This window comes from Burkholderia sp. L-4 (assembly GCF_056856535.1).
Window position 1 is genome coordinate 2913513 of the sequence record NZ_JBXEOX010000002.1, and the last position, 26750, is coordinate 2940262.

The window sequence follows — 26750 nt, forward strand, 5'->3', positions numbered from 1 at the left end:
GCGTTCGTCTCGATGGCCCTCGATCGATACGCGTCATGTGGTGGTGCGAGTCGGTCCGACTGTCGCACGAAACGCGCACATCAAGCAAGTTTCGATTCGCGCGACTCGCGCAGGTAACCGCGCACGGCCCGCCATGCACGCGCCTCGAGCGCCGCCGCATCGGTCTCGCCGCGCGCGCCCGCCGCGTCGACAATCCCTTTCACGATCGCCAGCAGATCGTGCGCGACGACGTCGGGCGCGGCGACACGCGGCGCATCGCGCAAGCCGAGCGCATGCAGCAGCGTCGCGTGGATGCGGTCCGCGACGCGTGCCGCACGCGCACCGAGCGGCAGCCGCGCTTCCTCGAAATCGATCAGCCGCGCGAGCACCGGCCGGCGCATCTGGTGCGCGACGGCTCCGCGCACCAGGGCGCGCAGCACGTCGTCGCAGGACGACAGCGCGGCCGCCCGGTCGACGTCGTCGAGCAGATGCGCACTCTCGCGCTCGACGAGCGCGGCCGTCAGCGCGTCGCGATTCGGGAAGTATTGATAGAGCGAGCCGATGCTCACGCCGGCCAGCGCGGCGACGGCGTTCGTCGTGTAACCGTCGAAGCCGTCGCGCTCCAGAATGCGGGCAGCGGCCTCGACGATCGCGTCGACGGTGGCCGCCGAGCGGCGCTGGCGCGGCGCCTTGCGGGGCGACAGCGCGATACGCGAGGACGATCCGGACATGGCGGGCAGGCAAGTTTCGAATATGAGCAAACGCTCATATTCTAGAAACGCACGTGCCCACCGTCAAAAGAAATCGGCACGCATGCGCAGTCGTTCCTTCCGCGCATCCGGCCGGAAAGGACGACTGTTGCAACATGCGGAACAACTGTTGTCATGCGTGACGCAACGGTCACATTGTGGGCATAATGGCGTCTTTACCGCGCGCCCAGCCCATGTCGCCCGTCTTTCTAGCACCGCTCATCGTTGCCTGTGCGTTGTTCATGGAAAGCGTCGACGCGAACATCATCGTCACCGCCCTGCCCGCGATGGCGAGGGACTTCGGGCACAACCCCGTCACACTGAACATCGCGATCACGGCCTACGTGGTCGGCCTCGGCGTGTTCATTCCGATCTGCGGCTGGCTCGCCGACCGCTTCAGCGCACGCTCCGTGTTCCGCACCGCGATCGGCATCTTCGTCGTCGGCTCGCTGATGTGCGCGGCCTCCAACTCGCTCGGCGTGCTCACGTTCGCGCGCTTCATCCAGGGCGTCGGCGGCGCGATGATGGTCCCGGTCGGCCGCATCATCATCTTCCGCGCGGTGCCGCGCTCCGATCTCGTGCGCGCGATGAACTACCTCGCGATTCCCGCGCTGTTCGGGCCCACGGTCGGACCGCTCGTCGGCGGCTTCATCACGACCTACCTGCACTGGCGGATGATCTTCTTCATCAACGTGCCGATCGGCCTCTACGGGATCTATCTCGCGAGCAAGCACATCGCGAACACGCACGAGCCCGATCCCGGCCCGCTCGACTGGTTCGGCTTCCTGCTGTCGGCGAGCGGCGCCGCCCTGCTGCTGATGGGGCTCACGCTGATCGACGGCGCGCTCACGTCGCGCTCGAACGCGCTCCTCATGTGCGTGGCCGGCACCGCGATGCTGGCGCTCTACGTGCCGTATGCGCGCCGCAAGGAACGGCCGGTGCTCGATCTCAGTTTCCTGAAGATCCCGACGTATCACGCGAGCGTCGTCGGCGGGTCGCTGTTCCGCATCGGCCTCGGCGCGGTGCCGTTCCTGCTGCCGCTCGCGCTGCAGGAAGGGCTCGGCATGAGCGCGTTCCATTCGGGGCTCATCACGTGCGCGTCCGCGCTCGGCGGCGCGGTGAGCCGCTCGACGGCCACGCATACGCTGCGCCGCTTCGGCTTTCGCACGGTGCTGATCTACAACGCGGCCTTCGCGGGCCTCGCGATCGCCGCGTACGGCGTGTTCCATCCCGGCATGGCGACCTGGGCGATCTGGCTGATCGTGCTCGTCGGCGGCATCTTCCCCGCGCTGCAGTTCACGAGCCTGAACTCGATGATCTACGCGGACATCTCGCCGCGCGACGCGGGCCGTGCCACGAGCCTCGGCAGCGTCGTGCAGCAGATGTCGCTCGGCCTCGGCGTGACGGTGGCCGGCCTCGTGCTGCACGTGTCGCACTGGCTGCAGGGCCACCAGAAGATGATGTGGTCGGATTTCTGGCCCGCGTTCCTGGTGGTCGGGCTGTGCTCGTTCGCGTCGATTCCGATCACGCGGCGGCTGCCGCCCGGCGCCGGCGACGAAGTGGCGCGCGGCAAACGGCAATGAGCGGCAACACGCGGTCGGCGCATCGGAATCGTTTCCGCCGCCCTCGGCCGCCTGTCGATTGCCTCGTTTTTATTTTTAATTTCCGGTTTATTCAAGAAATCGAAACGCGCGAAAAACGCGGGCCGGAATGACGGCTTCGACAAGACATCAGCTGGAAAATCGCCTGCACCGAATCGGATCGGAGATCCATGCGCCGCGGTGCAATGCCCGCCCGGCCGCACGGCCGACGCACCGCGATTGCGCGCACGTCGTTAACTTGAAAATCCCGAATATATCGGCCAATAATGGGCGGTCGCATCGGCGCGAACATTCATCCCCACGCCGACATACGGAAGTTGGCATAACAATCCCCCTGCTGTTTGACGTTTCGATCGCTTCCCGCCTCGAAGGAGTCGCCATGACTCAAGAGCTGATTGTGCGCGCGCCGGAAACATTCGCCATCGATTCGCCCGCCGTACCGAGCGTTGCGGCACAGCCGCTGCCCACGCATCTCGCCGTCATCCTCGACGGCAACCGGCGCTGGGCCGACCGACTCGGCCTGCCGACCGCCGACGGCTACCGGGCCGGCGGCCGCAACGTGCATGCGCTGCTGTCGTGGTGCGAGGAAGCCGCCATCCCGTTCGTCACGCTGTGGCCGCTGTCCACCGAAAACCTGAACCGCGACGCCGAGGAATTGCGCGGGCTGCTCGCGGTGATCGCCGACGTTTTCGACGAGCTCGCCGCCAGCGGCCGCTGGCGCCTGCACGTGATCGGCGACCTGACGAAGCTGCCGCCCGACACGGCCGAACGGATCGGCGCCGCGCAACGACGCACGGCCGATGCGCGCGGGCTCGACGTCAACATCGCCGTCGCGTACAGCGGCCGCCTCGACCTGCTGAATGCGATCCGGTCGCTGATCGAGGAGCACGTCGCGGCCGGCACCGTCGATCAGTTGCTCGCGCAACTCAGCCCGGAAATGATCGCGAGCCGGCTCTGTACGGCCGGCCAGCCCGAGCCGGACCTCGTGATCCGCACGTCCGGCGAGCAGCGCCTGTCGAATTTCATGCTCTGGCAAACCGCCTTCTCGGAGTTCTATTTCACGCCGACCTGCTGGCCCGATTTCGGACGCGACGATTTCGATCAGGCCATCGATGCGTACGGCAAGCGCGCGCGCCGGTTCGGCAAATAAGCCGGACTCCCTTCACGACACCCGTTGTCACCCGCTATCCGCGAGGTACGCCATGTCCGCCGTCGAAACCGTTGCCGCCGCGCCCACGCTGGTGCTTCCGCACCTGTTTCACTCGTTCCGGACGCCCGTGCACCCCGACGCCGACCGCGCCGAAGCCGACCTGCAGGCCTGGATGAACGGTCATGGCCTGCTCGAGGATCCGCGCTGGGCCAGCGGCATCCGTCACGGCAAGATCGGCGAATACTGCGCACGGGTCTATGCGTATTCGACCTTCGACGGCCTGTGCTCGGCGACCCGCGCGTACGGCTGGATTTTCTCGATCGACGATGGCCTGTGCAGCCTGCATGGCGTCGCCCGCTCGCCGGGCGATCTCGGGGCGCTCTACCTGTGGCTGTACGAGATGATCGCGGATCCGGCCGGTCACGATCCGGCGCCGCTGCGCGATGCGCTGGCCGCGCGCCTGCCGCACATGGCCGCGTTCCTGCCCGCGCTGCAACGCGCGACGCAGGACATCTGCACGCGCATCGCAGCCGCGTCCACGGCCGCGCAATACGCACGCTGGACGGCCGGCATGATGACGTTCCTGTTTTCGACGCTGTGGGAGGCCGGCCGCTACGCGACGGATGTCGTGCCGGGCGAGGCCGAATACCTTTCCGGCCGCACGTACAACGGATGCGGCGAAGGCGCGTTTGCACTGATCGACATCGCGGCGGGGTACGAAGCGCCCGTCGCATTCTATGCGGACGAAGAGGTCCGGCGCCTGCGCAAGCTGTCCGGCCTGATCCTGTGCCTCTGCAACGACATCTTTTCGTATCCGAAGGAAGCCGGCGAATCGAGCAGCAATCTCGTCTGCGTCCTGATGCACGAGCGCGGCCTCGCGCCGCAAGCCGCGCTCGACGCGGCGGCCGCGATCCACAACGGGTATCTGATGCGTTATCTGGAACTGGAGGCCCGCGTGCGGGCGCGCACCGACGATCGAACGTCGCTGCGCCTGCTCGAAGGCGCGCGCTCGTACATCCGCGGCAACTACGACTGGCATTTCGGTTCGCCACGCTACGGTGCGGCCAGACACTACGACCTGTCGCGCGCGCTGCGGCCCGGGGAAACGAGTGCCGCGGCGTGACAGGCACGCCGGCGGCGCGTGAAAATCCGGCAATGGAAAAAAATCAGCGGACATCCACTCGGGGCCGGTGCACAGCCGCATGGATGTCCGCTCAGGGCTCCTGAATTCCCGATGGGGGTTGAGAATCCAGGATTCGCTTCCTGCGTGCCATGGACATATGTGCGTCGGAAGCGGAATCGTTGCGCGCATTTGTCGCCGCGCCATGAACTGCACTATAGGGAAACTTGCGAAACCTATCTGTCAAGCATTGTCAGACGCGCGGCGGCAGCGCATCGCACGCGTGCGCCGCTTTCGCGCTAAAGTGGTCCCCGATCACCACCCTCGACCGCCATTCCGATGCTTACGCTCTCGCCCGCCGCCGCCCGCGCGCTGCATCTCGCCGCGCAGGGCCTGCTGACGCCGCCCCGCCGCAAAGCAACCAAAACCGACGTGCTCGACACGATCCGCCGCATGGCGCAGTTGCAGATCGACACCATTCACGTCGTCGCGCGCAGTCCGTATCTCGTGTTGTTCAGCCGCCTCGGCGATTTCTCGCCACAGTGGCTCGACGAACATCTCGCCGAAGCGCGCCTGTTCGAGTACTGGTCGCACGAGGCGTGCTTCCTGCCGGTCGAGCAGTTCGGGCTGATGCGCTACAAGATGCTCGATCCGTCGGGGATGGGCTGGAAATACGCGGCCGAATGGCATGAGCGCAACCGGCCCGACATCGAACGGCTGCTCGCGCGGATTCGCGACGAGGGCCCGGTGCGGTCGGCCGATTTCGCGCGCGAGGATGGCGCGAAGGGCAACGGATGGTGGGATCGCAAGCCGGAGAAACGGCACCTGGAGGTGCTGTTCACGACGGGTGACCTGATGGTGTCGGAACGCCGCAATTTCCAGCGCGTGTACGACGTCCGCGAACGCGTGCTGCCCGGCTGGGACGATTCACGCGACCTGCCGCCACGCGAAGCCGTGCTGCCGGCGCTGCTCGACTACACGTGCCGTGCGCTCGGCGTCGTGCGCGCGGACTGGGTCGCCGACTACTACCGGCTGCCGCGCCGCTCGTACCGCGACGAACTGGAGCAGCTCGCGGCAGCCGGCGACCTGATTCCGGCGCGGATCGACGACTGGAAGGAACCGGCCTACGTACATCGCTCGCTCGAAGCCTGGCTGCCGGCCGCCGAGGCCGACACGCTGCGCTCGACGGTCACGACGCTGCTGTCGCCGTTCGATCCGGTCGTCTGGGACCGGCGGCGCGCGTCGACGCTGTTCGGCTTCGACTACACGATCGAGTGCTATACGCCCGAGCACAAGCGGCGCTACGGTTATTTCTGCCTGCCCGTGCTGCATCGCGGCCGGCTGGTCGGCCGCGTCGATGCGAAAGCGCATCGCACGCTGGGTACGTTCGAGCTGAAGGCGGTGCATGTCGAGCCGGGCGTGCGCGTCGGTGCGGGGCTCGCGGCCGACGTCGCGAAGGCCGTGAAGAGACTCGCGGCGTGGCACGGCACACCGGAGGTGACGGTCAGACACGCGCCGCCCGAGCTGGTGAAGGCGCTGACCGGCGCGTGACGGATTGGCCGGCCCTCGCGGCGGCGGCGCACGCGCCGCCGGCACGGATCAGTCGCGCAGCTTGCGAAAGCGCGGCGTACCGTCCTCGAGGTTCCCGTTGAACATCGCTTCCGGACGCACCCACAGCCCGCGCGCATGCGGCCACAGATGCTCGTACACGACCACCGATTCCTCGGTTTCGGAGTGGCGTGCAACGCCGATGTAGCGGTACAGCCCGCCCTTGTAGTGACGGTGCGTCGCGAGCTGTTCGGCTTCCTGTTCGATCATGATGGGCTTCTCTTCGGCAAAAAACGGAAAGCGCGTATTGTATGCGCTGCGCCGCGCGTCAGCGTTTCGCGTAGATGTCGGGGCGGCGGATCTCCATCAGCCGCTCGGGATTCGCGGACGGCCCGAAGCCGACCGGCCGGTACAGTTCGTGCGCATCGGTCGTCACGAGCATGATGCGGCGCAGCCGCTGCACCATCTCCTGCGCGAACACGTGATCGATCAGCGCACGGCCGTAGCCGTTGCCGCGATCGGCCGGCAACACGAACACGTCGCACAGGTACGCGAACGTCGCATGATCGGTAACGAGCCGCGCGAACCCGACGAGCCGATCGCCGACATACGCACCGAAGCACAGCGAACCCTCGATCGCCTTCTCGACCACGTCGCGCGGAATGCCCTGCGACCAGTACGCATCGCGATGCAGGAAGTCGTGGATCGCGTCGATGTCGAGTTCGCGCTTGTCGGTGGAAAATCTCAGCGTGGCGGGGGCGGCTGCGGGCACGGCGGTTCTCCGGTCGAGGTCGGAAGGCGGAGCATCGACGATACCGCGCCGTGAAGCGGCGGACAAGGTACACCATCGATCCGCCGCGGCCGAATCGGCGACAATGTCACCCGCCCCATGAACCGGTCACGTCGCCTCATGCCCTTCCGCCTCATCGCATTCGACTTCGACGGCACCCTCGCCGATTCGCTCGACAGCTTTCTCGCGGCGCTGTCGGAAGCGTCGCGCCTGCACGGCTTCCGCGACGCGACGCCCGAACTGCGCCCCGCGCTGCGCGGCATGTCGGCACGCGACATCATTCGCGCGCTCGAGGTGCCGATGTGGAAAGTGCCGCGCGTGACGATCGACATGCGCCGCCTGATGCGGCCGCGCGTCGCGCAGGTGACGCTGTTCCCCGGCGTCGACGCAACGTTCGACGCGCTCGCCGCGCGCGGCATCCGTATCGCGATCGCCACGTCCAACACCGAAGACATCGTGCGCGACCGGCTCGGCCCGCGTGCCAGTGCCCACGTCGACACGTTCGCATGCGGCATTCCGCTGTTCGGCAAGGCGCGTCGCCTGCGCGCGCTGGTGCGCGAGGCCGGCGTACGTGCCGACGAAGTGCTGTACGTCGGCGACGAAATCCGCGACGCCGACGCAGCGCGACGCGCACGCATCGCGTTCCAGGGTGTCGCGTGGGGCTACACCGCGCCCGATGCATTGCAGGCACATTGCGCGACACCGCTGCTGCCGCGCCTCGATGCGTTGCTCGATCGCGTGTGACGCTTGCTCGCGCATCGCATGCGCGACCCGACAGCACGACGCTCAACCACCGATGACACGCGCGTGCGTCCCATGCATCGCATGCGTCACGCGCACGCAAAAATTGCCGCCGCCGCAGGGGCATCAGGTACGCACTACCTGTCCGCCGGCGCGCGCATCGTTTCGTCTTACCAACCGTTACACAAGCCACATCGCGGTTGCACCTGCTACCCGACCGCCCTCCTAGAATCAGTCGGGCCGGGAAACACTTCGACCGGCGCCGCGGCAGAGCGGTTGTCGAATCCGGTCCGGGCGCGCCCGGTCTCTCGCACAGCGACGGATCACGTGATCCGTTTTTCAACCAGAGCCCCGATTGACAGGAGGTCCTCATGAACCGCTTTCCCCCCATCTCGCGCCTTGCTTTGTCTGCCGCTGGCCTGCTTCTCGTCGCCGTGACGGCGACCGCGCAAACCGCGCAACCGGCACCGGCTGCGCCGGCCGCCGCCGCGACGCGCATCCACGAAGCCGACCAGGCCTTCATCACCGACGGCACGAAGACCGTGTCGACGCAGCACGACGCGGCGCGCATCGCCGATTCGCGCACGTCGGACAGCCAGGTCAAGGCATTCGCGCAACGCGTGTCGACCGACGATGAAAAGATCATCCAGGCGATGCGCGCGGCGAGCCCGCGCGGCGTCGACGTGCCGGCCAACGACCCCGACACGGCCGTGCTGAGCAGCATCAAGAACCTGCGCGGCGCCGAGTTCGACAAGGCATACATCGAGCAGGTCGCGCTCGCGGGCCAGCAGAAGGCGATCTCGGCATTCCAGGCCGAAATCGCCTCGGGCCGCGACACGAAGCTGAAGGAAGTCGCACGCCAGTCGCTGCCGATTCTGCAGGCGCACTACGCGGACGCGCAGAAGCTCGCGCAGCGTCATCACCTCGCTTCGGCGCAGTAACGCGATACAGCGCCGCGCCTCGCGCGCGGCACACCACTTCCCCCGTCGTCGCGCTGCCGCCGCTCCCGCCGGCGGCGCGACGCACGTCACGCGTCAGCTCGCGAGCTTCGCCACCAGCCGCGCGCTCACTTCCGGCCATTCGTCGTCGATGATGCTGAAGCGCACCGAATTGCGCTTGCGGCCATCCGGCATGATCCGTTCGTGACGCACGATGCCCTCCTGTTTCGCGCCGATCCGCAGGATCGCCGCGCGCGATTTCTCGTTCAGCTCGTCGGTCGTGAACTGCACGCGCACACAGTGCAGCGTGTCGAACGCATACGCCAGCAGCAGCCACTTCGCCTCGGTATTCGCACGCGTGCGCTGCGCCGATTCGCTCAACCACGTATGACCGATCTCGAGCTTGCGATTCTTGCGGTCGATCTTCCAGAAGCGCGTGCTGCCGATCACGCGGCCCGATGCGCGATCGACGATCACGAACGGCATCACGGTGCCGGCCGCGCGCCCCTGCAATGCGGTATCGATATACGCGTCGATCGTCCCCGCGCCCGGCACGACCGTGACCGTCAGGTTCCACAACTCGCCGTCGGCGGCGGCATCGAGCAGCGCCTGCCGGTCGGATGCATCGAGCGGCCGCAGGACGACGCGCTCGCCGCGGAGGGTCGGTGGTTCGAGGGAAGACGATGCGGCGGTCATGGCGAGATTCCGGGAAACGAGGACGATGGCGGCGAAACGCCCATCATACGGGGCCGCTAGCCGAGGTGCGCGGCCAGCCGCCTGCGGATGGCCTTCGCCTCGCCGCGCAGCGCATCGGCGAACGCATCGACGAGCAGATTCTTCGGCCGGTGCTCGGGCACGATCATGCTGACGCGGTACGGAAACGATCGCGTGAGCGGCCGCACGTGCAGGTCGCGCCCGACGAAATCGAGCGCGGTCAGCGGATTGACGATCGCGGCGCCGAGCCCCTGCCGCACGAATGCGCACACCGATACGGCCGACGGCGTGTCGACCACCGAGCGCGGCGCGACGCCGAGTTGCGCGAACGCCTCGTCGATCAGGATGCGGTACGGATCGTTCAGCGACAGGCTCACGAACGGTCGATCGGCGAGATCCAGCAGGTCGATCGCGTCCTGCGCGAGCAGCGGGTGACCGTCGGGCAGCACGCATACTTCATCGACTTCGAGCAGCGGCGTGAGCACGGTGCCGGCCGGCGCGACGTCGTGCTCGGTCAGCCCCAGGTCGTAACGCTGCGCGGTCAGCCACTCTTCGAGCATCGGCGATTCCTGCGTTTCGACCGACAGGCTGACACCCGCATGCGCGCCGTGAAAACGGCGGGCCGCGCCGGGCAGGATCGCGTGCGCAAACGCCGGCAGCGCGATCACCGACAGCTGGCCGTCGCGAAACTCGCGCAGGCGCGCGGCCGTCGCCGCGACGCGTTCGAGCCCCACATACGCGAGCCGCACGTCGTCGAACAGCGTGAGCGCGGCCATCGTCGGCCGCAGCCGGCCATGCGCGCGCTCGAACAGCGCGAAGCCGACGACCTGCTCCATCCGCGCGAGTTCGCGGCTGATCGTCGGCTGCGACGTGTACAGCATCTCGGCCGCGCGCGTCGTGCTGCCGGTGACCATCAGCGCGCGGAATACCTCGATGTGACGGTGCGTGAGCATGACTATCTATATCAGAAATGAATCGAACATCTAAAAACAGGCATTTTACTGTATAGACGATCGGGTGCATCATCCACGCTATCCGTTCATTCGATCCGATTCATCCACCATATGTCACTCGATTCCCGCCAGCTCGCGACGCTCGCGCAGCAATACGGCACCCCGCTGTGGGTGTACGACGCCGACGTCATCCGCGACCGCATTGCCCAACTGCGCCAGTTCGACGTGATCCGCTACGCGCAGAAGGCGAACTCGAACGTCCATATCTTGAAGCTGATGCGCGAGGAAGGCGCGTGCGTCGACGCCGTGTCGCTCGGCGAGATCGAACGCAGCCTCGCGGCGGGCTTCAGCCCGGCCGGCGAACCGGAAGGCGTCGTGTTCACGGCCGACCTGATCGACCGCCCGACGCTCGCGGCCGTGCTCAAGCACGGCGTAACCGTCAACGCCGGTTCGCTCGACATGCTCGCGCGCATCGGCGAGCACGCGCCGGGCCACCGCGTGTGGCTGCGCGTCAATCCCGGCTTCGGCCACGGCCACAGCAACAAGACCAACACCGGCGGCCCGCAGAGCAAGCACGGCATCTGGATCGACGACGTGCCGCGCGCGATCGAGATCGTGCGCCAGTACGGGCTGACGCTCGTCGGCATCCACATGCACATCGGCTCGGGTGTCGACTACGGCCACCTGTCGCAGGTGTGCGATGCGATGGTCGATCTCGTCACGTCGCTCGGCCACGACATCGACGCGATCTCGGCCGGCGGCGGCCTGTCGATCCCGTATCGCGACGGCGAACCGCGCGTCGACGTCGGTCACTACTTCAGCCAGTGGGACGCCGCCCGCAAGCGGATCGAGCGGCACCTCGGCCACCCGGTGCGCATCGAGATCGAACCGGGCCGCTTCCTCGTCGCGGAAGCCGGCACGCTCGTCACCGAAGTGCAGGCCGTGAACCGCCGGCCGAAGCACGATTTCGTGCTGATCGACGCGGGCTTCAACGACCTGATGCGGCCGTCGATGTACGGCAGCTATCACGCGGTGTCCGTGCACGCGCACGACGGCACGCTGCCGGCCGGCCGCCCGGCCGTCGATCTGGCGATCGCGGGCCCGCTGTGCGAATCCGGCGACGTGTTCACGCAGGACGCGGGCGGCGTGGTCACGCACCGCAAGCTGCCGCAGCCGCAGATCGGCGACCTGCTGTTCCTGCACGATGCGGGCGCATACGGCGCGTCGATGTCCTCGAACTACAACAGCCGGCCGCTCGCGCCGGAAGTGCTCGTCGATCACGGCACGCCGCGACTGATCCGGCGCCGGCAAACGATCGAGGAACTGCTCGCACTCGAGACGTTCGAATAACGCCGCGCATCGCGGGACGGGGCGCGCGCCCGCGCGCCTCGATCACCCCGTGCGCCGCACGGGCGCCATCTTCGAGAAATACTTCGCGCCCGCCACGCAGCCGACCACGACCACCGTCACGACGATCATCGACGGCGGCACCGTTTCGTGCAGCAGGCCGGCCGCCAGCAGGAAACCGAAGAACGGCTGCAGCAACTGCAGTTGGCCGACACCGGCGATCCCGCCGAGCGCGAGCCCGCGATACCAGAACACGAAGCCGATCAGCATGCTGAACAGCGACACGTACGCGAGCCCCCACAACGCGGCGGCATCGACGGCGTCGAACGACGCGGGCCACGTGAACCACGCGAGCGGCCCCATCAGCGGCAGCGACAGCACGAGCGCCCACGAGATCACCTGCCAGCCGCCGAGCTGGCGCGACAGGCGCGCGCCTTCCGCGTAGCCGAGCCCGCACGCGACGATCGCCGCCAGCATCAGCGCATCGCCGACGACCGACGCCTGCCCGCCGTTGCGCAGCGCAAACGCGGCCACCGCGCCGCTGCCGACGATCGAGAAGATCCAGAACGGCAACCGCGGCCGCTCGCCGCCGCGCCATACGCCGAACAACGCGGTTGCCAGCGGCAGCAGGCCGACGAACACGATCGCGTGCGCCGACGTGACATGCTTCAGCGCGAGCGCCGTCAATAACGGAAAACCGACCACGACGCCGAGCGCGACGACGGCCAGCGACACGATCTCGGCATGCGTCGGCCGCCGCTGCTTCAGCACGGCGAGCAGCAGCAGGCCGAGCGCACCGGCGATCGTCGCCCGCGCGAACGTGAGGAACAGCGGATCGAGCCCCTGCACCGCGATACGCGTCGCAGGCAGCGAGCCACTGAAGATGATCACGCCCAGCAGGCCGCTGAGCCATCCGTCGGTCGTCTTTTGCACGGGAAATCCTGAACGGGAAAAGTAGATCACCGATGATCCGCCGCCCGCGAAAAGCGCGTAAGCTACAGCCCAATACAATCCGGACGAACTGTACTGGACAACCGGCCGTACAGTTCTTTTTTCGCCATGAGCCAGGTCGCCCCGTCTCCCGTTCCGCCCGCGGCGTCGCGTACACGCGTCGAAACCGTGATGGATACCTTGCACGCGCGCATCGCGAGCCGCGCGCTGATGCCCGGCGCGCGCGTGCCGTCGATCCGGATGATGGCCGACAGTCTGGGGGTATCGAAATCGACGGTCGTCGATGCGTACGAGCGGCTCGCGAGCGAAGGCGTGCTGATTGCGCGGCGCGGTTCGGGCTTCTACGTGTCGGGCCACGCGCCGCCGCTCGCGCTCGCCGATCTCGGCCCGCGCCTCGATCGCGAACTCGATCCGCTGTGGCTGTCGCGCCAGTCGCTCGAAGCGGCGCCGACCTCGGTGAAGCCCGGCTGCGGCTGGCTGCCGTCGTCGTGGCTGCCGGACGAGAGCCTGCGCCGTGCGCTGCGCGCCGTGTCGCGCGACGACGCCGACGCGCTGACCGACTACGCGACGCCGCTCGGTCTGCCCGCGCTGCGCCAGCAGCTCACGTGGCGGCTCGCGCAGCACGGTGTCCATGCAGAGCCCACGCAGATCATGCTGACCGACGGCGGCACGCATGCGCTCGATCTCGTGTGCCGCCTGCTGCTGGAACCCGGCGACACGGTCGTGCTCGACGATCCGTGCTACTTCAATTTCCAGGCGCTGCTGCGCGCGCACCGCGCACGGATCGTCAGCGTCCCGTACACGCCGACCGGCCCCGATCTCGGGCGCTTCGAGCAGGTGCTCGCCGAGCATCGCCCGCGCCTGTACATCACCAACGCGGCGCTGCACAACCCGACCGGCGCGACGCTCGCGCCGCCCGTCGCGCACCGGCTGCTGACGCTCGCGGCCGAGCACGGGCTGCTGATCGTCGAGGACGACATCTTCGCGGATTTCGAAAGCACGCCCGCGCCGCGCCTCGCGGCATTCGACGGGCTGTCGCGCGTCGTGTCGATCGGCAGCTTCTCGAAGACGCTGTCGGCCGCGATCCGCTGCGGCTACGTCGCCGCGCGCCCGGAATGGATCGACGCGCTCGTCGACCTGAAGCTCGCGACGTCGTTCGGCAACGCGCAGATCGGCGCGAACGTGGTGCACCGGCTGCTGATCGACGGCACGTACCGGCGCCATCTCGACAGCCTGCACGCGCGTCTCGCGGATGCGATGGGCGAAACGATCCGGCGCCTCACACGGGCCGGGCTCGGCATCTGGACGGAGCCGCGCGGCGGCCTGTTCGTGTGGGCGGAACTGCCCGACGGGCTCGATGGCGCGCGCGTGGCGCGCCACGCGCTGGATCACGACGTGGTGCTCGCGCCCGGCAACGTGTTCAGTCCGTCGCACGGCGCGACGTCGTACCTGCGCTTCAACGTATCGCGCTGCAAGGGGCCCGCCGTGTTCGATGCGCTTGCGCGGGCGATGGACGCAACGCGTTCGGCGGCGCACGCGATCGCACGGCCGGTTGCCGGCCCGCGTTGACGGCAGGCGGGCACGCTAAGGGCCGGCCGCCACGATCTCCGCGACGAAATCGACGAACGCCCGCACCTTTGCGGGCGGCAGGTGACGCGACGGATAGTAGGCAAACAGCGGAAACGACTCGCCGCGCCAATCCGCGAGCAGCTCGACGAGCCGCCCCTGCTCGATCAGGCCCGCCACCCCGCTCGCCTTGAAACGCGCGACACCCACACCGGCCAGGCACGCGCCGAGCATCGTGCCGGCGTCGTTGACGAGCAGCCGGCCCGCCGTCTTGACCGGCACGCGCTTGCGCCCCAGCCGATAGACCCATTCGAGCGGCTGACCGGTCAGCGTATTGCGCATCTGGATGCACGCATGGCCGGCAAGATCGGCCGGCGCCACGGGACGGCCGTGCCGCTTCACGTAAGCGGGTGAAGCGACCGTCAGCGCACGGGTTTCCAGCAGTTTGCGCGCCACCAGCGACGACGAGGGCGGCTCGCCGAACCGCACCGCCACGTCGAATCCGTCGGCGACCAGGTCGCCGAGTTGCTCGCGCGCCGCCAGTTCCAGCGACAGATCGGGATGGCGCGCCAGGAACGCCGGAAGATGCGGCGCCAGCATCCGCCGCGAGAAATACGCATCGACGTTCACGCGCAACCTGCCGCGCACGGCGGCGGCCGAACCGGCGGCCAGCGTGAGCGCATCGCCGATGCCGGCAAGCAGCGGGCCGATCTCTTCGTACAGCCGGCGCCCTTCGTCCGTCAGCGTGACCGACCGCGTCGTGCGATCGAGCAGCCGCACGCCGACGCGTGCCTCGAGCCGCCCCACGGCCCGGCTGACCCCGGAGGGCGACAGGCCGAGTGCGTCGGCCGCGCGCGCGAAACTGCCGCTTTCGACGATCGCGGCCAACACGCTCACGTTCGCCAGAATGCGCCCGTCGATACCCATGATTTCACTCATGACTCAAGATCACCAATCCAATGACATGAATTCGATTCCATCAGGAATCGCCAGTCCCTATCATGCAACCCGATGCATCGCGACGGCAAGTCCGAACGCCGGATGCAGTCCCGGCGCCCGACCGAATCGGTGCGCCCGCTCCCTTCTCGATGAGGATGTCGAACCATGTATGCCATTACCGGTATCACCGGGCAGGTCGGCGGCGCGCTCGCCCGAACGCTGCTCGCCTCCGGCCAAACCGTACGCGCGGTCGCGCGCGCCGCACACCGCGCCGCACCGTGGACCGAGCGCGGTTGCGAGGTCGCGGTTGCCGACATGACCGACGCCGCCGCGCTGACGGCGGCCTTCGCGAACACGGACGGCGTCTTCGTCCTGCTGCCGCCGTGCTTCGATCCGTCTCCGGGGTTCCCCGAAACGCGCGCCGTCATCGATGCCGTCGGCACGGCGTTGCGGGCGGCGCGTCCGCGCAAGGTCGTCTGCCTGTCGACGATCGGCGCGCAGGCGACACAGGTGAATCTGCTGACGCAGTTGACGATGATCGAGCAGGCATTCGCCGATTTGCCGTTGCCCGTCGCGTTCCTGCGTCCCGCGTGGTTCCTCGAGAATGCCGCCTGGGACGTCGCGACCGCCCGGGACACCGGTGTCGTCCACAGTTTTCTCCAGCCGCTCGACAAACCGGTGCCGATGGTGGCGACCGACGACGTCGGCCGGACCGCGGCCGCGCTGATGCAGGACGAATGGACCGGCACACGCGTCGTCGAGCTCGAAGGGCCTCGCCGCGTCAGCCCGAACGACCTCGCGGCCGCATTTGCCCGCGTGCTCGGGCGCCCGGTGCACGCCGAAGCCGTGCCGCGCGACACATGGGCGGCGCTGTTCGATGCGCAGCACATGCGTTACCCCGAACCTCGCATGCGCATGCTCGACGGATTCAACGAGGGCTGGATCGATTTCGAGTCGGCGCGCGCGGATGTCGTTCGAGGCGAAATCGACGCCGACGCCGTGCTGCGCCGGCTCGTCGCCCGCGCCGACGAAGCGTAAACGGAGCGCCGGCGGGCCCGGCGGCCTTGCCGCGCCCGCCGTCGGTTACGCCTCGCCCGCATGCGCCCGCGCGCGCACCTCGGCAAACGTCGTATCGACGAGCAGCCGCCCCGTATCGAACACGGTCTCGAGCGCGTCGTCCCACTCGCCTTCCAGCATGCGGTCGTCCCACGCGACGGGCAGCGTCACGGTCCGATACTCGCCGGTGCGCCGATTGCGCAGCAGCGTGAGCCGCCCCTGCTTCGAACGCTTGCCCTGGTCGGTGACCGGATCCTTGCGAACGTCGTGCCACACGCCGCCGCGCCGGACCGCCGAGCACTTCATCGCGAAGCGCTGCGTATCGCGGTTCACCTGCTGCAACAGCGCGCCGCCCATGCCGAACACGACGTTGCCGGCCGCATAGCCCGCGTCGTCAAGCGCCGTCAGGATCGCTTCGATCGACGCCTCGTCGACACCGTCGCCCTGAATCACGCGCACGCGATTCAGCACGCGACGCCCCTTGCCGTTTACGGTCGAACCGAACGACGCGTCGAGCGCGCGCACGGTCTGCAGCACGATCGTCACGGGATCGCCCGAATCCGGCCGCACGACGAGCGTCGCCCCCGAATCGATCACGGCCTGCCGCAGTTCGCCGCCCCACAGATCGAGCGCGGCGAACAGATCGTAGGAATCCGACACGACCGACACGATTGCACCGGGCAACCCGAAGCGGCGGATCATGTTGCGATACGCATCGGCCTCGCCGTCACGGCCCCACGACGTGATCGTGCTGTGCTCCGCGGCCGGCACCGAGTACGCGGCCATCGGCTCGCGATAGAAGCGGTTCGCGGCCAGCACGCCGAGCACCGTGTCCGAGCCCATGAAGTTCACGAGGTGTGCGGCGCCGCCGATCGCGGCCGATTCCGCGCTCGATACGCCGCGCGCGCCGAAGTCGTGCAGCTTGAACGGCAGTTGCGCGAGATCGTCGTCGGTCTTTTCGAGGAAGCGGCGAATCGTCTGCCGCAGGTGCCAGCTGCGCGTCGCGACCGTCACCGGATACCAGATGCGCAGCAGCATCGTCTCGAGATACGACGCGAGCCAGAACACCCGCGGATCGTCGCATTCGACGGTCATCAGCACGTTGTGCACCGGCACCACCGCGCCCTCGGGCACCGCGCGGATCTTCACCGGCAGGTAGCCGTCGTAGCGTTCGACGATGTAACGCCACCCGGCTTCGTTGAACGGCTCGCCGTGTACCGCGAAGAAATCGCGTGCGTCGTCGATCATCGCGGGCGTGACCGGCTTGCACAGATATTCCTTCAGCAGCATCTGCAGGCCGAAGAACACCGTGCGGTCGTATCGGCCGCCGCGCGATTCGACGTACGAGAACATCGCCGACGCATCGGGCGGATACTGCAGGAAGTGGGAAGCCTTGTAGGAATCCGTATTGAGAATCGGATTGGCGAGAACCGCGGCAAAGCCGCCGGGATCGTTTTGCATGGCTAGAGCTCCTCTAGGCCGTTGAAGTGCCGCCGCGTCTGTCGCGGCGGACGGAATGCGGGGAATCAGCGGATCACAGCTTCCCCAGGAAGTGGTACGCGATGTCGAAGTGATCCTCGAACATCACGTTGCGCATCTGCGCGAACTCGTTGAGCGGCACCCAGCGCGCCTTGTCGGCGTCGTCGCTGCCTTTCACGCGCGGCAGCTCGCCGGTCGGGAAGTTGAACAGGCATGCGTGCGTGATCGTCCGGCCGCGCAGCGAGCGCGTCGGATGATCGAATACCTGGCGATCCTTGATCGAGCCGCGCAGCACGGGCTCGGGCAGTTTGAGGCCGGTTTCCTCGCGCAGCTCGCGGATGCAGGCCGCGTCGAGCCGCTCGTCCTGGTTCACGAACCCGCCCGGCAGTGCCCACAGGCCGCGCCCCGGCTCGCTGCGGCGACGCACCAGCAGGATGTGGCCCGAGTGCACGACCACCGCGTCGACCGTCACGAACGTGACGGGATACGGTGCGGCCGCCCACGCCTTGCGATACGCGGCGATGAATTCGGCTTCCGACTTCAGCTGCGCGAATTCCGGCTGCGTGCGAAAGCGCTCGAGCCAGCCGAACACGGGTTCCGGCACGGCCCACTGCACGAAGCTGTTGGTGCGTTCGGCGAAATACTGGTCGCGGATCTCGGTGGCGGAAATGTCTTCCGTCGCATCGACGTCGACGAGCTCCCATTGCGGGAACATCCGCAGGTAATACGACGTGGCGTCCTTCTCGTGGCCGATCAGCCCGACCTTGCGCTGCGCGACATCGCCGAGCGTGACGGCCACGGCCTCCTGCACCCAGCGCACCCAGTCGCCGTCGTTGTACGTCGAATCCTGCAGCGGCGCGATCGTCACGCGGTCGCGCTCGGACGCGTCGAGCAGCGAAGCCAGCATCTGCCGGCGCTCGTCGAACGAAAACGGATCCTTGATGGTGCGGGGCTTGTCGGTCGACCCGACCAGCACGCACACGCGCTCGGCCCGGCTCAGTGCCGACTTCAGCACGTTCAGGTGACCACGATGTGGAGGCTGGAAACGACCAATGAAAACGAGCGCGTCGAAGCGCCGGTTCTGTTGCGTACTCATGAGGCTCCCTCAAGAGATTGAAACGCTCCGGGTCTGTCCCGAAGGGTTGGAATGAATCCTAGGGGAAATCCCGAGGTGCGTCAATCACACGCAGTCGAGCGCATGCTCGACTTGACGAAGTATGACGAAACGCAGGTTATTGGCGGGGTACACTCGATTGCATCCCAATCCACGCCTTCGCGCCCGCCATCATGAGGATCTCAGTCAGCCGGACCGTCGGCGTCGATCGCAGGCGCCTCTTCACGTGGTCGCAGGATTATGCGCGGCGGCTCGTGTGGGACAGCTTCCTCACCGACGCCTACCTGCTCGACGGGACCACGGCCAACGTGGGCGTCGACGCATTCTGCCGCAGCCAGTCGGGCGCGACGATGGTGTCGCGCTACATCTCGTACCGTCCGCCGCAGGTCGCCGCCGTCGAAATGGTCGAAGGGCCGAAGGTGCTCGAACGCTTCAGCGGCAGCTGGAACTTCACCGAACACACGCCCGGGTCGACCGAGGTGAAGTTCACGTACAACTTCCGCGCGCAGCCGTCCTGGCTGCGCTGGCTGCTCGAACCGCTGATCGGTGCGTTCTATCTCGTGCAGACGCGCCGGCGTCTCGATTCGTTCAAGCGCTGGGCCGAAGCCGAAGCGCTGCCGCACTGACCGCGGGAGCCGCGCACGCGCCCTGTCACGGTATCGACACGAACACGATCCGGGGAGCCCGATATCCCGAACCGCGTGCGGCAACGTCACATGACGGCCGCGTGACAGCCGTCGGCCCACCTGATGAGGAGATGATCGTGTTCGGCATTTGCGTTGTTCTCACGCCGGCCGCGACCCTGTACCGCGTGTCGACGTTCCGGTTCGACCGCTAGCGCGTCACGAACGCTTCGGTGCCCGATTCGCGGCGCAACGTCACTTCCATTCCGGTCAGCCATCCTGACGATTTCAGGATCGGGCGCGCGATCGCGTACAGGCGGTCGGCGCTGGCGCCATGGAAATACAGGTAACCGTCGTTGCCGTCGCGATGGAGCTCGGTCTCGCCGAGTTCACCGGCCCCCGCCCGCCGCACCGCGCGATCGAGCCGTTGCTCGAGCCGGTGAAGGCGCGCGTCGTCCTTCGCGTCGTAGTCGAAGTGGATCATCACGACCGGCCCGGGCGGTTTTGGCGGCGACTGCGCGGCAACGTTGCCAACGAAGCAGGCCAGGCCGATCGATGCGGTCATTCCGGTTCTTATGAGCATGTCGATAACGGTTGGGCAACGCCCTTTCAGGTCAACGCCCCGCCACGCGCCACCTGCTGACGGACCTGCGCGTGCGTGCCGAGCGCCGCGGCGATCGCGTCGACGGCTTCGGCCGCGCGCGCCGCGCCGCACATGAACGCATCGACGGCCGCGAAGCGATGCTCGGGCCACGTATGGATCGTGATGTGCGATTCGGCGAGCAGCACGACCCCCGTCACGCCGTGCGCGCCGCCGAAGTGATGGAAATGCGCGCCGATCACGCGCGCGCCGGCCCGTTGCGCGGCGTCGGTGAGGATCGCTTCGAGCCGTGCCGCGTCGCGCAGCAACGCCGCGTCGGCGCCGGCCAGGTCGGCCAGCACGTGCGAGCCGAGCGTCGCGCGCGGAGGCTCGATTCCGTCGCGCGCGGTCATTTGTGCGACCCGTACGACGAGTAGCCGCTGCGGGCCGACGAACTGCCCCAGCCGCTGCCGCCCGACCCGCTGCCGCCGATCGATGCGCAGCTGAACAGCGTGACGACGATCAGGCCGTAGATGCCGTAGAGGATGTACCGGATCACGACTGGCCCCCGTCCGACGCAAAACCCTTCCACAGCCATTCCGGCAGCCACAGCACCAGCAGGCCGATCAGCACGTAGACGGTACGGCCGCTGAACGCGAACAGCGATCCCATGTTGAAGATCACGAGCAATGCGCTGAACACCCACGGCAGCGGCGCGAAACTGTGCGGACCCTTTCCGCCGAACAGGCCCGTCGATGCGGCCGCGCCTGAAGCGGCCGCCGCCGTCGCCAGCGCCGGCGTGCCGAAACGTTCGGCAAGCGCGCTGCCCGACAGCGGCCGTGCGCGCGACCAGACGATTTCCGCGTCGCTGCGCTCGCGCGTCAGCTTGTCCTTCTGCCAGCCATAGTCGACGATCGACGTGCGATCGCCCACCTGCACGCGCCAGTTGAACGCACCGACCACGTAGACGACCTCCGAGTCGTATGCCTCGCGCAGCCGGTAGGTCTTGCCGCCGTCGATCACGTCGGACTCGCCGCCGATCGTCGGCCATTGGTCGAGCACCTGCACGCGCTCCCAGCGCCCTTCGCTCTGCACGAGCCACAGGAAGCCGCGCTTCGGGTTCAGCAGCAGGTATTCGTCCCAGGTCTCGGCGTCGCCCGGCACGCGGCACCGCATCATGCCGATCACCGTGTACTTCACGCCGTCGAACGTGCCGATCGCGCCGAGCTCCAGCGCGCCCTTCACCGCATCGAGCTTGCGCTGCGCGGCGAACACGGTCTGCTGCTCGGCCGTGCATTGCACGCCCGCGTGGCAACTGCCGCACACGACGTAGTCGGCCACGTTCGGCAGATACGTCAGCGGCGCGCCGCAGCTCGGGCACGCGAACGGCACCATCTCCGCGCCGCGCTTCTCGCGCGTGTCGTATTCGGTATCGCGCAGCCCGGTGAATGCGAGCGCATCGAATTCCAGCGCTTCGCCCGTATAGACGGCCGGACTGCCGCCGTTCGAATCGGCGTCGGAATAGTCGTAGGTCGCGAATGCGTTGCCGGTCCGCAGGTCGACGACGCGCGCCTCCCAGCCGGCATCGACGCGAAACGGCAATTCGCCGTCGCCGCCCGTGCAACGCGCGGTACGCACGTCGGACACGAGATACGCCCGGCCGCCGTGGTCGATCCGCATGCCCGGCTCGAGCGTGCCGAACGCAGGCCATGCGCCGCCGGATGCATCGTCGGGCTCGCGCACCGTGACCGCGTACTGGCCCGACGCATCCGACAGCCAGCCGAACGCGCCGTCGTCGAACACGACGTACCACTCGCTCCACGCGCCGGCGTCGTAGGTCATCTGGATGCGGCCGAGCACCGTGAACGCACGCTTGCCGTAGCGCCCGGCCGTACCGATCTGGATCGGCGACGCATCGTCGATCACGGTAGCCAGCTCGCCGATCCGCTCGACGTCGGCGCCGCGCTTGAGCAGCGTGCTGCGGCAGAACGCGCAGACGGCCATCACGGCCGCCGCCGAGCGAAACTCGACCGGCGCGCCGCACTGGGGGCACGAGGTACTGAACATGCGCGATGCTTACCGGGTGAGCTTCGCGAGGATCTCGGCCTTCGCGCGCGAATATTCGTCTTCGGTCACGAGGCCCTTGTCGAACAGCGCCTTCAGCTGCTCGAGCCGCTGCACGTAGTCGGTGCCCTCTGCCGGCGCGGCGGCGGGCGCGGGCGGTGCGGGCGGTGCGGGCGGTGCGGGCGGTGCGGGCGGCGCCGGTTGCGCGGCGCCCGCGATCTGGCCGGCCATCGCCTGCCCGATCGCCGCGCCGGCGGCCAGGCCCGCACCGACCCCGGCGATGCCGCCCGGGTTCTGCGCGGCGAGCGGAATCGCCTGCGCCGTCTGGTATTGCGTGGCGCGTGCGAGATCGCCGGCCATCCCCGCGCCGATCCGCAGGTCGAGCGCCTTCTGCAGCTCGGCCGGCAGCGACACGCTTTCCACCGCGAACGCGTCGAGCGCGAGCCCGTAGCGCGTGAACACCGGCACCAGCGCCTCGGCCACGCGCTGCGACAGCAGCGACTGGTTCGCGGCCATGTCGACGAACGGCACGTCGGCCGAGCCGAACGTCGTGCTCATCGCGGTGACGACCAGGTTGCGCAACTGCTGCTCGAGATCGTCGACCGTGTACTGCGCACGCGTGCCGCTCACCTCGCGGTGGAACGCGGCCGCGTCGACGATCCGGTACGAGTAGATCCCGAACGCACGCAGTTGCACGAAGCCGAACTCGCGATCGCGGATCGTCACCGGCTGCGCGGTGCCCCAACGACGGCCGAGCTGCAAGCGCGTGCTGAAGAAGTAGACATCGGACTTGAAAGGCGATTGAAAGAAATTGTCCCAGTTCTTCAGGTACGTCAGCACCGGCAGCGTATTCGTTTCCAGCGTGTACAACCCCGGCTGGAACACGTCGGCCACCTTGCCTTCGTTGACGAAGATCGCGACCTGCGTTTCGCGCACGGTCAGCTTGCCGCCGTACTGGATCTCCTGGTCTTCCATCGGGTAGCGCCAGGCCAGCACGCCGTCGGTGTCTTCCGTCCATTGCAGGACGTCGATGAACTGCTTGCGGATGAATGAACCCAGACTCATGTCGGTCTCCTCGGACGCGTGGCGCGTCAGGTCAGGCAGGCGGCATTGATGATGCCGACGACGAGCGACGCGGTGCCCATCAGGCCGCCCATCGCGATGTTGCGATCCTCGATCGCATGATTCATGCCGGGCATCAGGCGCGTCAGCGCCGCATAGGTGATCAGTTGCACGATCATCGCGCCAACGGCCCAGACCACGACTTCGCCAAGCGTCGAGTTGTGCGCGATGCTGGATGCGAGCGTCAGACAGAAACCGATCAGCGCGCCGCCGAACGACAGCGTCGCGGCCGCGTTGCCGTCGCGGATCAGCGCCAGTTCGTCGAACGGGGTGACCTTCAGGTACACTGCCGCGAACACAAGAAGCAGCACGAACGCCGACAGTAAATGAACCGCATAGAGATAGGCACTATTCATTCTTTCCCTCGGATTTTGTGCTCGGTTCGCCGCCCCGTCGCCGGCCGGCCCGCGCGGGGCCAGCGGTCAAAATTCCGCGCCAGTATATCCACATTGCCGATCGCTGCACAACGGACGCGCCATGCTGCATAAGCGCGCGCTCGTCCTGTCGATTCTCGTGCTCGCGTCGTGCGGGCTCGGCTACGAACTGATCAGCAGCGCGCTGTCGAGCTACCTGCTCGGCGATTCGATCCTGCAGTTCTCGTCGGTGATCGGCTGCTACCTGTTCGCGATGGGGATCGGCTCGTGGCTCGCGAAGTTCGTCGAGGACGACGACGTGCTCGACCGCTTCGTCGATATCGAGCTGCTCGTCGGCCTGCTCGGCGGCGTGTCGGCCGCGCTGCTGTTCGCGGTATTCGCGTGGCTCGCCGCGCCGTTCCGCGCGGCGCTCTACGCGCTCGTGCTCGCGCTCGGCCTGCTGATCGGGATGGAGATCCCGCTCGTGATGCGTGCGTTCCAGCAGCGGCGCCAGGCGTTCCGTCATACCGTCAGCGAAGTGCTGACCTTCGACTACCTCGGCTCGCTCGCCGTGTCGCTGATCTTTCCGCTCGTGCTCGCGCCGCGCCTCGGCCTGCTGCGCACGAGCTTCCTGTTCGGCCTCCTGAACGCATGCGTCGCGCTGTGGACGACACACCTGTTCCGCGACGAGATCCGCAACGTGCGCGGCAAGCTGATGCGCGCGTCGCTCGTGATCGGGCTGCTCGTCGCCGGCTTCGCCCTGTCGGACCGCATCACGCACTGGGCCGAGCACGGCGTGTACGGCGACGAGACGATCTATTCGGAAACGACGCCGTACCAGCGCATCGTGCTCACGCAGTGGCACGACGACCTGCGGCTGTACCTGAACGGCAACCTGCAGTTCTCGTCGCGCGACGAGCATCGCTATCACGAAGCGCTGATCCATCCGGCGATCGAGGCGCTGCCGTGGGCGAAGCGCGTGCTCGTGCTTGGCGGCGGCGACGGGCTCGCCGTGCGCGAACTGCTCAAGCATCGCAACCTCGAACAGATCACGCTCGTCGATCTCGACCCCGCGATGACGAAGCTGTTCTCGACGTCCGCGCCGCTCGTCAGGCTGAACCAGGGCTCGCTGAAGGATCCGCGCGTGCGCGTGATCAACGACGATGCGGTACGCTGGCTCGAATCGAACGCCGACGTGTACGACGCGATCGTCGTCGACTTTCCCGATCCGACCAACTTCGGGCTCGGCCGCCTGTATTCGGTGCCGGTGTTCCGCCTGCTTGCGCGCCACCTGTCGGAGAACGGCTATGCGGTGATCCAGTCGACGTCGCCGTACTTCGCGCCGCACGCGTACTGGACCATCATCGCGACCCTGCAAGAAGCCGGGCTCAACACGTGGCCGTACCACTGCTACGTGCCGTCGTTCGGCGACTGGGGCTTCGTGATCGCCGGCAAGCGCCGCGACTTCACGGTGCCGACGCGTTACTCGGTGCCGACCCGCTGGCTCGATGCGCAGACGGCCGCCGAGATGTTCCACTTCCCGGCCGACATGCCGGCGCTGCCGATGTCGCCGAACGAACTCAACGACCAGCCGCTCGTGCGCCGCTTCGACGACGACTGGAAACACGTGCTGCGCTGATGGACCGCCGCACGTTCCTCGTTGCGTCGGCGGCCGCGTCGCTCGCCGCATGCGGCCGCACCGGCTGGATCGAGACGACGCCGCGCGTCGGCTACCCCGGCATGCGCGAAGGCCACGCGTTGCGCGATCATGCCGCGCTGCCGCCGCCGTCGGGCACGATCGACACGGATGTCGCGATCCTCGGCGCCGGCGCGGCCGGATTGTCGTGCGCATGGCAGCTCGCCCGCGCGGGCCACAAGCGCTTCACGGTGCTCGCGGGGCCCGAATTCGGCGGCAATGCGGCCGGCGGGCGCTTCGGCGAACTCGGCTACCCCAAAGGCGCGCACTACCTGCCGTTGCCGTCGCTCGAATCCACGCACCTGCGCGACATGCTCGCCGATCTCGGCGTGATCGAATCCGCGCCGTTCTCCGCCCGCCCGGTGTACGACGAACGCGCGCTCGTCCATGCGCCGGACGAGCGGCTCTTCATCGCCGGCCAGTGGCAGGACGGCATCGTGCCGACCGCCGGCCTCGACCCCGACGCGCTCGCGCAGCAGGCGAAGTTCTTCGCGTACACGGACGGCCTGCGCACCGCGCGCGGCGCCGACGGCCGCAAGGTGTTCTGCATCCCGCTCGCGGAATCGTCGCGCGACCCGCGCTGGCGCGCGCTCGACCGGCGTTCGTTCCGCCAGTGGCTGCTCGACGAGGGCTACACCGCGAAGGCGCTGCACTGGTACCTGAACTACTGCTGCCGCGACGACTACGGCGCGGGCTACGAGCATGTATCGGCCTGGGCCGGTCTCCATTATTTCTCGTCGCGCGGCGGCCATGCGGGCGATGCGGGCGACGGCGCAGTGCTGACCTGGCCCGACGGGCTGCACACGATGGTGACGAAGCTGCGCGATTCGATCACAGCACGCACCGGCTCGAACGCGTGGTCACGGGAAGGGTTCGCGGTGCGCGCGACCGAGCGCGCGGGCGGCGTCGACGTGCTGTGCGCGCGTCTGGGCGAGCACGGCACGCTGTCGACGTTCACGCTGAAAGCGCGGCGCGTCGTCTGCGCGATGCCGCTGTTCGTCGCGGCGCGCGTGTTTCCGCAGCTTGCCGCGTATGGCTTCGAACCCGCGCGCGACCTGCCGCCGCGCGCGCCCTGGCTCGTCTCCAACTTCCTGCTCGACGGCATGCCGGCCGAAGCGGCCGGTGTGCCGCTCGCGTGGGACAACGTCGTCTACGACGGCGCGGCGCTCGGCTATGTCGTGTCGACCCACCAGCTGATCCGGATGTCGCCGCCGACGCGCTCGGTGTTCTCCGCCTATCAGGCGTTGAGTACGCAAACGCCGGACGACACGCGCCGCTGGCTTGCCGACGCCAAGCCTGATGCGTTGCGCGAACAGGCCGCGATCGACCTGCAGGCCGTCTACGGGCGCGAACTCTGGAAGCATGCGACGGCGCTCGAAATCACCGTGCGCGGCCACGCGATGGCGACACCCGACGTCGGCTTCCTGAACCGGCCGGGCCTCCTTGCGCTGCGCGACGCCGACGGCCCGGTCGTGTTCGCGCATGCCGACCTGTCCGGGCTGTCGCTGTTCGAGGAAGCGTCGTACTGGGGCATGCTAGCGGCCCGGCGCGTGCTCGCCTGACCACCGCCGTCCGTC

At 67.9% G+C, this 26750-nt stretch carries 27 protein-coding genes; 12 read left to right on the forward strand and 15 right to left on the reverse strand.

What is annotated here, in order from left to right; translation table 11 throughout:
• Nucleotides 1-80: 80 nt before the first annotated feature.
• Complete coding sequence (locus AC1VVG_RS29985; protein WP_034189391.1) at nucleotides 81-710, reverse strand: TetR/AcrR family transcriptional regulator; 630 nt, start codon at nucleotides 708-710, stop codon at nucleotides 81-83.
• Between the two features lie 212 nt (nucleotides 711-922).
• Here AC1VVG_RS29985 and AC1VVG_RS29990 point away from each other — a divergent pair, with 212 nt between their 5' ends.
• The 4 genes from AC1VVG_RS29990 to AC1VVG_RS30005 all read left to right on the forward strand — a co-directional run bounded on the left by AC1VVG_RS29990 (nucleotide 923) and on the right by AC1VVG_RS30005 (nucleotide 6150).
• Nucleotides 923-2311 carry an MFS transporter gene (locus tag AC1VVG_RS29990; protein ID WP_059556796.1) on the forward strand — a complete coding sequence of 463 codons (1389 nt, stop codon included), beginning with the start codon at nucleotides 923-925 and terminating at the stop codon, nucleotides 2309-2311.
• Between the two features lie 127 nt (nucleotides 2312-2438).
• On the forward strand, nucleotides 2439-3479 hold the full coding sequence (gene uppS, locus AC1VVG_RS29995) for a polyprenyl diphosphate synthase (RefSeq protein WP_241510403.1): 1041 nt from the start codon (nucleotides 2439-2441) through the stop codon (nucleotides 3477-3479).
• Between the two features lie 52 nt (nucleotides 3480-3531).
• Complete coding sequence (locus AC1VVG_RS30000; RefSeq protein ID WP_482837121.1) at nucleotides 3532-4602, forward strand: terpene synthase family protein; 1071 nt, start codon at nucleotides 3532-3534, stop codon at nucleotides 4600-4602.
• Between the two features lie 336 nt (nucleotides 4603-4938).
• Nucleotides 4939-6150 (forward strand): winged helix-turn-helix domain-containing protein, encoded by a 1212-nt coding sequence (locus tag AC1VVG_RS30005; protein ID WP_301742186.1) that lies wholly within the window; start codon nucleotides 4939-4941, stop codon nucleotides 6148-6150.
• A 48-nt stretch (nucleotides 6151-6198) separates the two neighbouring features.
• On the opposite strand, the gene AC1VVG_RS30010 is transcribed toward AC1VVG_RS30005, so the two are convergent.
• Complete coding sequence (locus tag AC1VVG_RS30010) at nucleotides 6199-6417, reverse strand: DUF1653 domain-containing protein (RefSeq protein ID WP_301742187.1); 219 nt, start codon at nucleotides 6415-6417, stop codon at nucleotides 6199-6201.
• Nucleotides 6418-6475: 58 nt separating this feature from the next.
• Nucleotides 6476-6919, reverse strand: a complete 444-nt coding sequence (locus AC1VVG_RS30015) for a GNAT family N-acetyltransferase (protein ID WP_034189386.1) — start codon at nucleotides 6917-6919, stop codon at nucleotides 6476-6478.
• A 138-nt stretch (nucleotides 6920-7057) separates the two neighbouring features.
• On the opposite strand from AC1VVG_RS30015, the gene AC1VVG_RS30020 reads away from it, so the two are divergent.
• Nucleotides 7058-7681, forward strand: a complete 624-nt coding sequence (locus AC1VVG_RS30020) for an HAD hydrolase-like protein (protein ID WP_124670275.1) — start codon at nucleotides 7058-7060, stop codon at nucleotides 7679-7681.
• A 368-nt stretch (nucleotides 7682-8049) separates the two neighbouring features.
• Nucleotides 8050-8619: a DUF4142 domain-containing protein gene (locus tag AC1VVG_RS30025; protein ID WP_049034712.1), complete on the forward strand. Its 570-nt coding sequence runs from the start codon at nucleotides 8050-8052 to the stop codon at nucleotides 8617-8619.
• Between the two features lie 93 nt (nucleotides 8620-8712).
• On the opposite strand, the gene AC1VVG_RS30030 is transcribed toward AC1VVG_RS30025, so the two are convergent.
• Both AC1VVG_RS30030 and AC1VVG_RS30035 read right to left on the reverse strand, forming a co-directional pair.
• Entirely contained in the window at nucleotides 8713-9312 is a 600-nt protein-coding gene (locus AC1VVG_RS30030) for a GNAT family N-acetyltransferase (protein ID WP_034189383.1), read from the reverse strand.
• 56 nt (nucleotides 9313-9368) lie between these two features.
• The gene (locus AC1VVG_RS30035; RefSeq protein WP_059556801.1) at nucleotides 9369-10283 is read right to left on the reverse strand and encodes a LysR family transcriptional regulator; all 915 of its coding nucleotides are present in this window, start codon (nucleotides 10281-10283) and stop codon (nucleotides 9369-9371) included.
• Between the two features lie 111 nt (nucleotides 10284-10394).
• Here AC1VVG_RS30035 and lysA point away from each other — a divergent pair, with 111 nt between their 5' ends.
• Nucleotides 10395-11633: a diaminopimelate decarboxylase gene (lysA, locus tag AC1VVG_RS30040; protein WP_482837125.1), complete on the forward strand. Its 1239-nt coding sequence runs from the start codon at nucleotides 10395-10397 to the stop codon at nucleotides 11631-11633.
• A gap of 42 nt (nucleotides 11634-11675) precedes the next feature.
• Here the strand turns inward: lysA and AC1VVG_RS30045 are convergent, their stop codons facing one another.
• On the reverse strand, nucleotides 11676-12563 hold the full coding sequence (locus AC1VVG_RS30045) for a DMT family transporter (RefSeq protein WP_482837127.1): 888 nt from the start codon (nucleotides 12561-12563) through the stop codon (nucleotides 11676-11678).
• Nucleotides 12564-12689: 126 nt separating this feature from the next.
• Between AC1VVG_RS30045 and AC1VVG_RS30050 the strand changes: the two genes are divergently transcribed.
• A complete protein-coding gene (locus tag AC1VVG_RS30050; protein WP_069706822.1) occupies nucleotides 12690-14150 on the forward strand; it encodes an aminotransferase-like domain-containing protein in 1461 nt (486 codons plus the stop codon).
• Nucleotides 14151-14165: 15 nt separating this feature from the next.
• On the opposite strand, the gene AC1VVG_RS30055 is transcribed toward AC1VVG_RS30050, so the two are convergent.
• Nucleotides 14166-15074, reverse strand: coding sequence for a LysR family transcriptional regulator (locus AC1VVG_RS30055; RefSeq protein WP_482837241.1), 909 nt, complete (start codon nucleotides 15072-15074; stop codon nucleotides 14166-14168).
• A gap of 177 nt (nucleotides 15075-15251) precedes the next feature.
• On the opposite strand from AC1VVG_RS30055, the gene AC1VVG_RS30060 reads away from it, so the two are divergent.
• Nucleotides 15252-16124, forward strand: coding sequence for an NmrA family NAD(P)-binding protein (locus tag AC1VVG_RS30060; protein WP_482837128.1), 873 nt, complete (start codon nucleotides 15252-15254; stop codon nucleotides 16122-16124).
• Nucleotides 16125-16169: 45 nt separating this feature from the next.
• Here AC1VVG_RS30060 and AC1VVG_RS30065 read toward each other — a convergent pair whose 3' ends face one another.
• Nucleotides 16170-17603: a nicotinate phosphoribosyltransferase gene (locus AC1VVG_RS30065; RefSeq protein ID WP_124670271.1), complete on the reverse strand. Its 1434-nt coding sequence runs from the start codon at nucleotides 17601-17603 to the stop codon at nucleotides 16170-16172.
• 73 nt (nucleotides 17604-17676) lie between these two features.
• Complete coding sequence (locus AC1VVG_RS30070; protein WP_069706819.1) at nucleotides 17677-18717, reverse strand: bifunctional nicotinamide-nucleotide adenylyltransferase/Nudix hydroxylase; 1041 nt, start codon at nucleotides 18715-18717, stop codon at nucleotides 17677-17679.
• A 191-nt stretch (nucleotides 18718-18908) separates the two neighbouring features.
• On the opposite strand from AC1VVG_RS30070, the gene AC1VVG_RS30075 reads away from it, so the two are divergent.
• Nucleotides 18909-19361 (forward strand): type II toxin-antitoxin system RatA family toxin, encoded by a 453-nt coding sequence (locus AC1VVG_RS30075; protein ID WP_034189375.1) that lies wholly within the window; start codon nucleotides 18909-18911, stop codon nucleotides 19359-19361.
• 208 nt (nucleotides 19362-19569) lie between these two features.
• On the opposite strand, the gene AC1VVG_RS30080 is transcribed toward AC1VVG_RS30075, so the two are convergent.
• Genes AC1VVG_RS30080 through AC1VVG_RS30105 form a run of 6 tightly spaced genes read right to left on the reverse strand, consistent with a single transcriptional unit; the run spans nucleotide 19570 to nucleotide 23480 of the window.
• A complete protein-coding gene (locus AC1VVG_RS30080; RefSeq protein ID WP_226252644.1) occupies nucleotides 19570-19923 on the reverse strand; it encodes a hypothetical protein in 354 nt (117 codons plus the stop codon).
• 44 nt (nucleotides 19924-19967) lie between these two features.
• Entirely contained in the window at nucleotides 19968-20351 is a 384-nt protein-coding gene (gene speD, locus AC1VVG_RS30085) for an adenosylmethionine decarboxylase (protein WP_049035595.1), read from the reverse strand.
• Nucleotides 20348-20497: a hypothetical protein gene (locus AC1VVG_RS30090; protein WP_155291822.1), complete on the reverse strand. Its 150-nt coding sequence runs from the start codon at nucleotides 20495-20497 to the stop codon at nucleotides 20348-20350. The genes speD and AC1VVG_RS30090 overlap by 4 nt, the downstream gene beginning before the upstream one ends.
• The gene (locus AC1VVG_RS30095) at nucleotides 20494-22005 is read right to left on the reverse strand and encodes a DUF4178 domain-containing protein (protein ID WP_482837132.1); all 1512 of its coding nucleotides are present in this window, start codon (nucleotides 22003-22005) and stop codon (nucleotides 20494-20496) included. Before AC1VVG_RS30095 ends, AC1VVG_RS30090 begins: the two co-directional genes overlap by 4 nt.
• A 9-nt stretch (nucleotides 22006-22014) precedes the next feature.
• A complete protein-coding gene (locus tag AC1VVG_RS30100; protein WP_482837134.1) occupies nucleotides 22015-23067 on the reverse strand; it encodes an SPFH domain-containing protein in 1053 nt (350 codons plus the stop codon).
• A 26-nt stretch (nucleotides 23068-23093) separates the two neighbouring features.
• The gene (locus AC1VVG_RS30105; RefSeq protein ID WP_034189370.1) at nucleotides 23094-23480 is read right to left on the reverse strand and encodes a DUF350 domain-containing protein; all 387 of its coding nucleotides are present in this window, start codon (nucleotides 23478-23480) and stop codon (nucleotides 23094-23096) included.
• Between the two features lie 121 nt (nucleotides 23481-23601).
• On the opposite strand from AC1VVG_RS30105, the gene AC1VVG_RS30110 reads away from it, so the two are divergent.
• Together AC1VVG_RS30110 and AC1VVG_RS30115 are read left to right on the forward strand one after the other, a co-directional pair.
• A complete protein-coding gene (locus AC1VVG_RS30110) occupies nucleotides 23602-25116 on the forward strand; it encodes a polyamine aminopropyltransferase (protein WP_482837135.1) in 1515 nt (504 codons plus the stop codon).
• A complete protein-coding gene (locus AC1VVG_RS30115) occupies nucleotides 25116-26735 on the forward strand; it encodes an FAD-dependent oxidoreductase (RefSeq protein ID WP_482837137.1) in 1620 nt (539 codons plus the stop codon). The genes AC1VVG_RS30110 and AC1VVG_RS30115 overlap by 1 nt, the downstream gene beginning before the upstream one ends.
• Nucleotides 26736-26750: the final 15 nt, after the last annotated feature.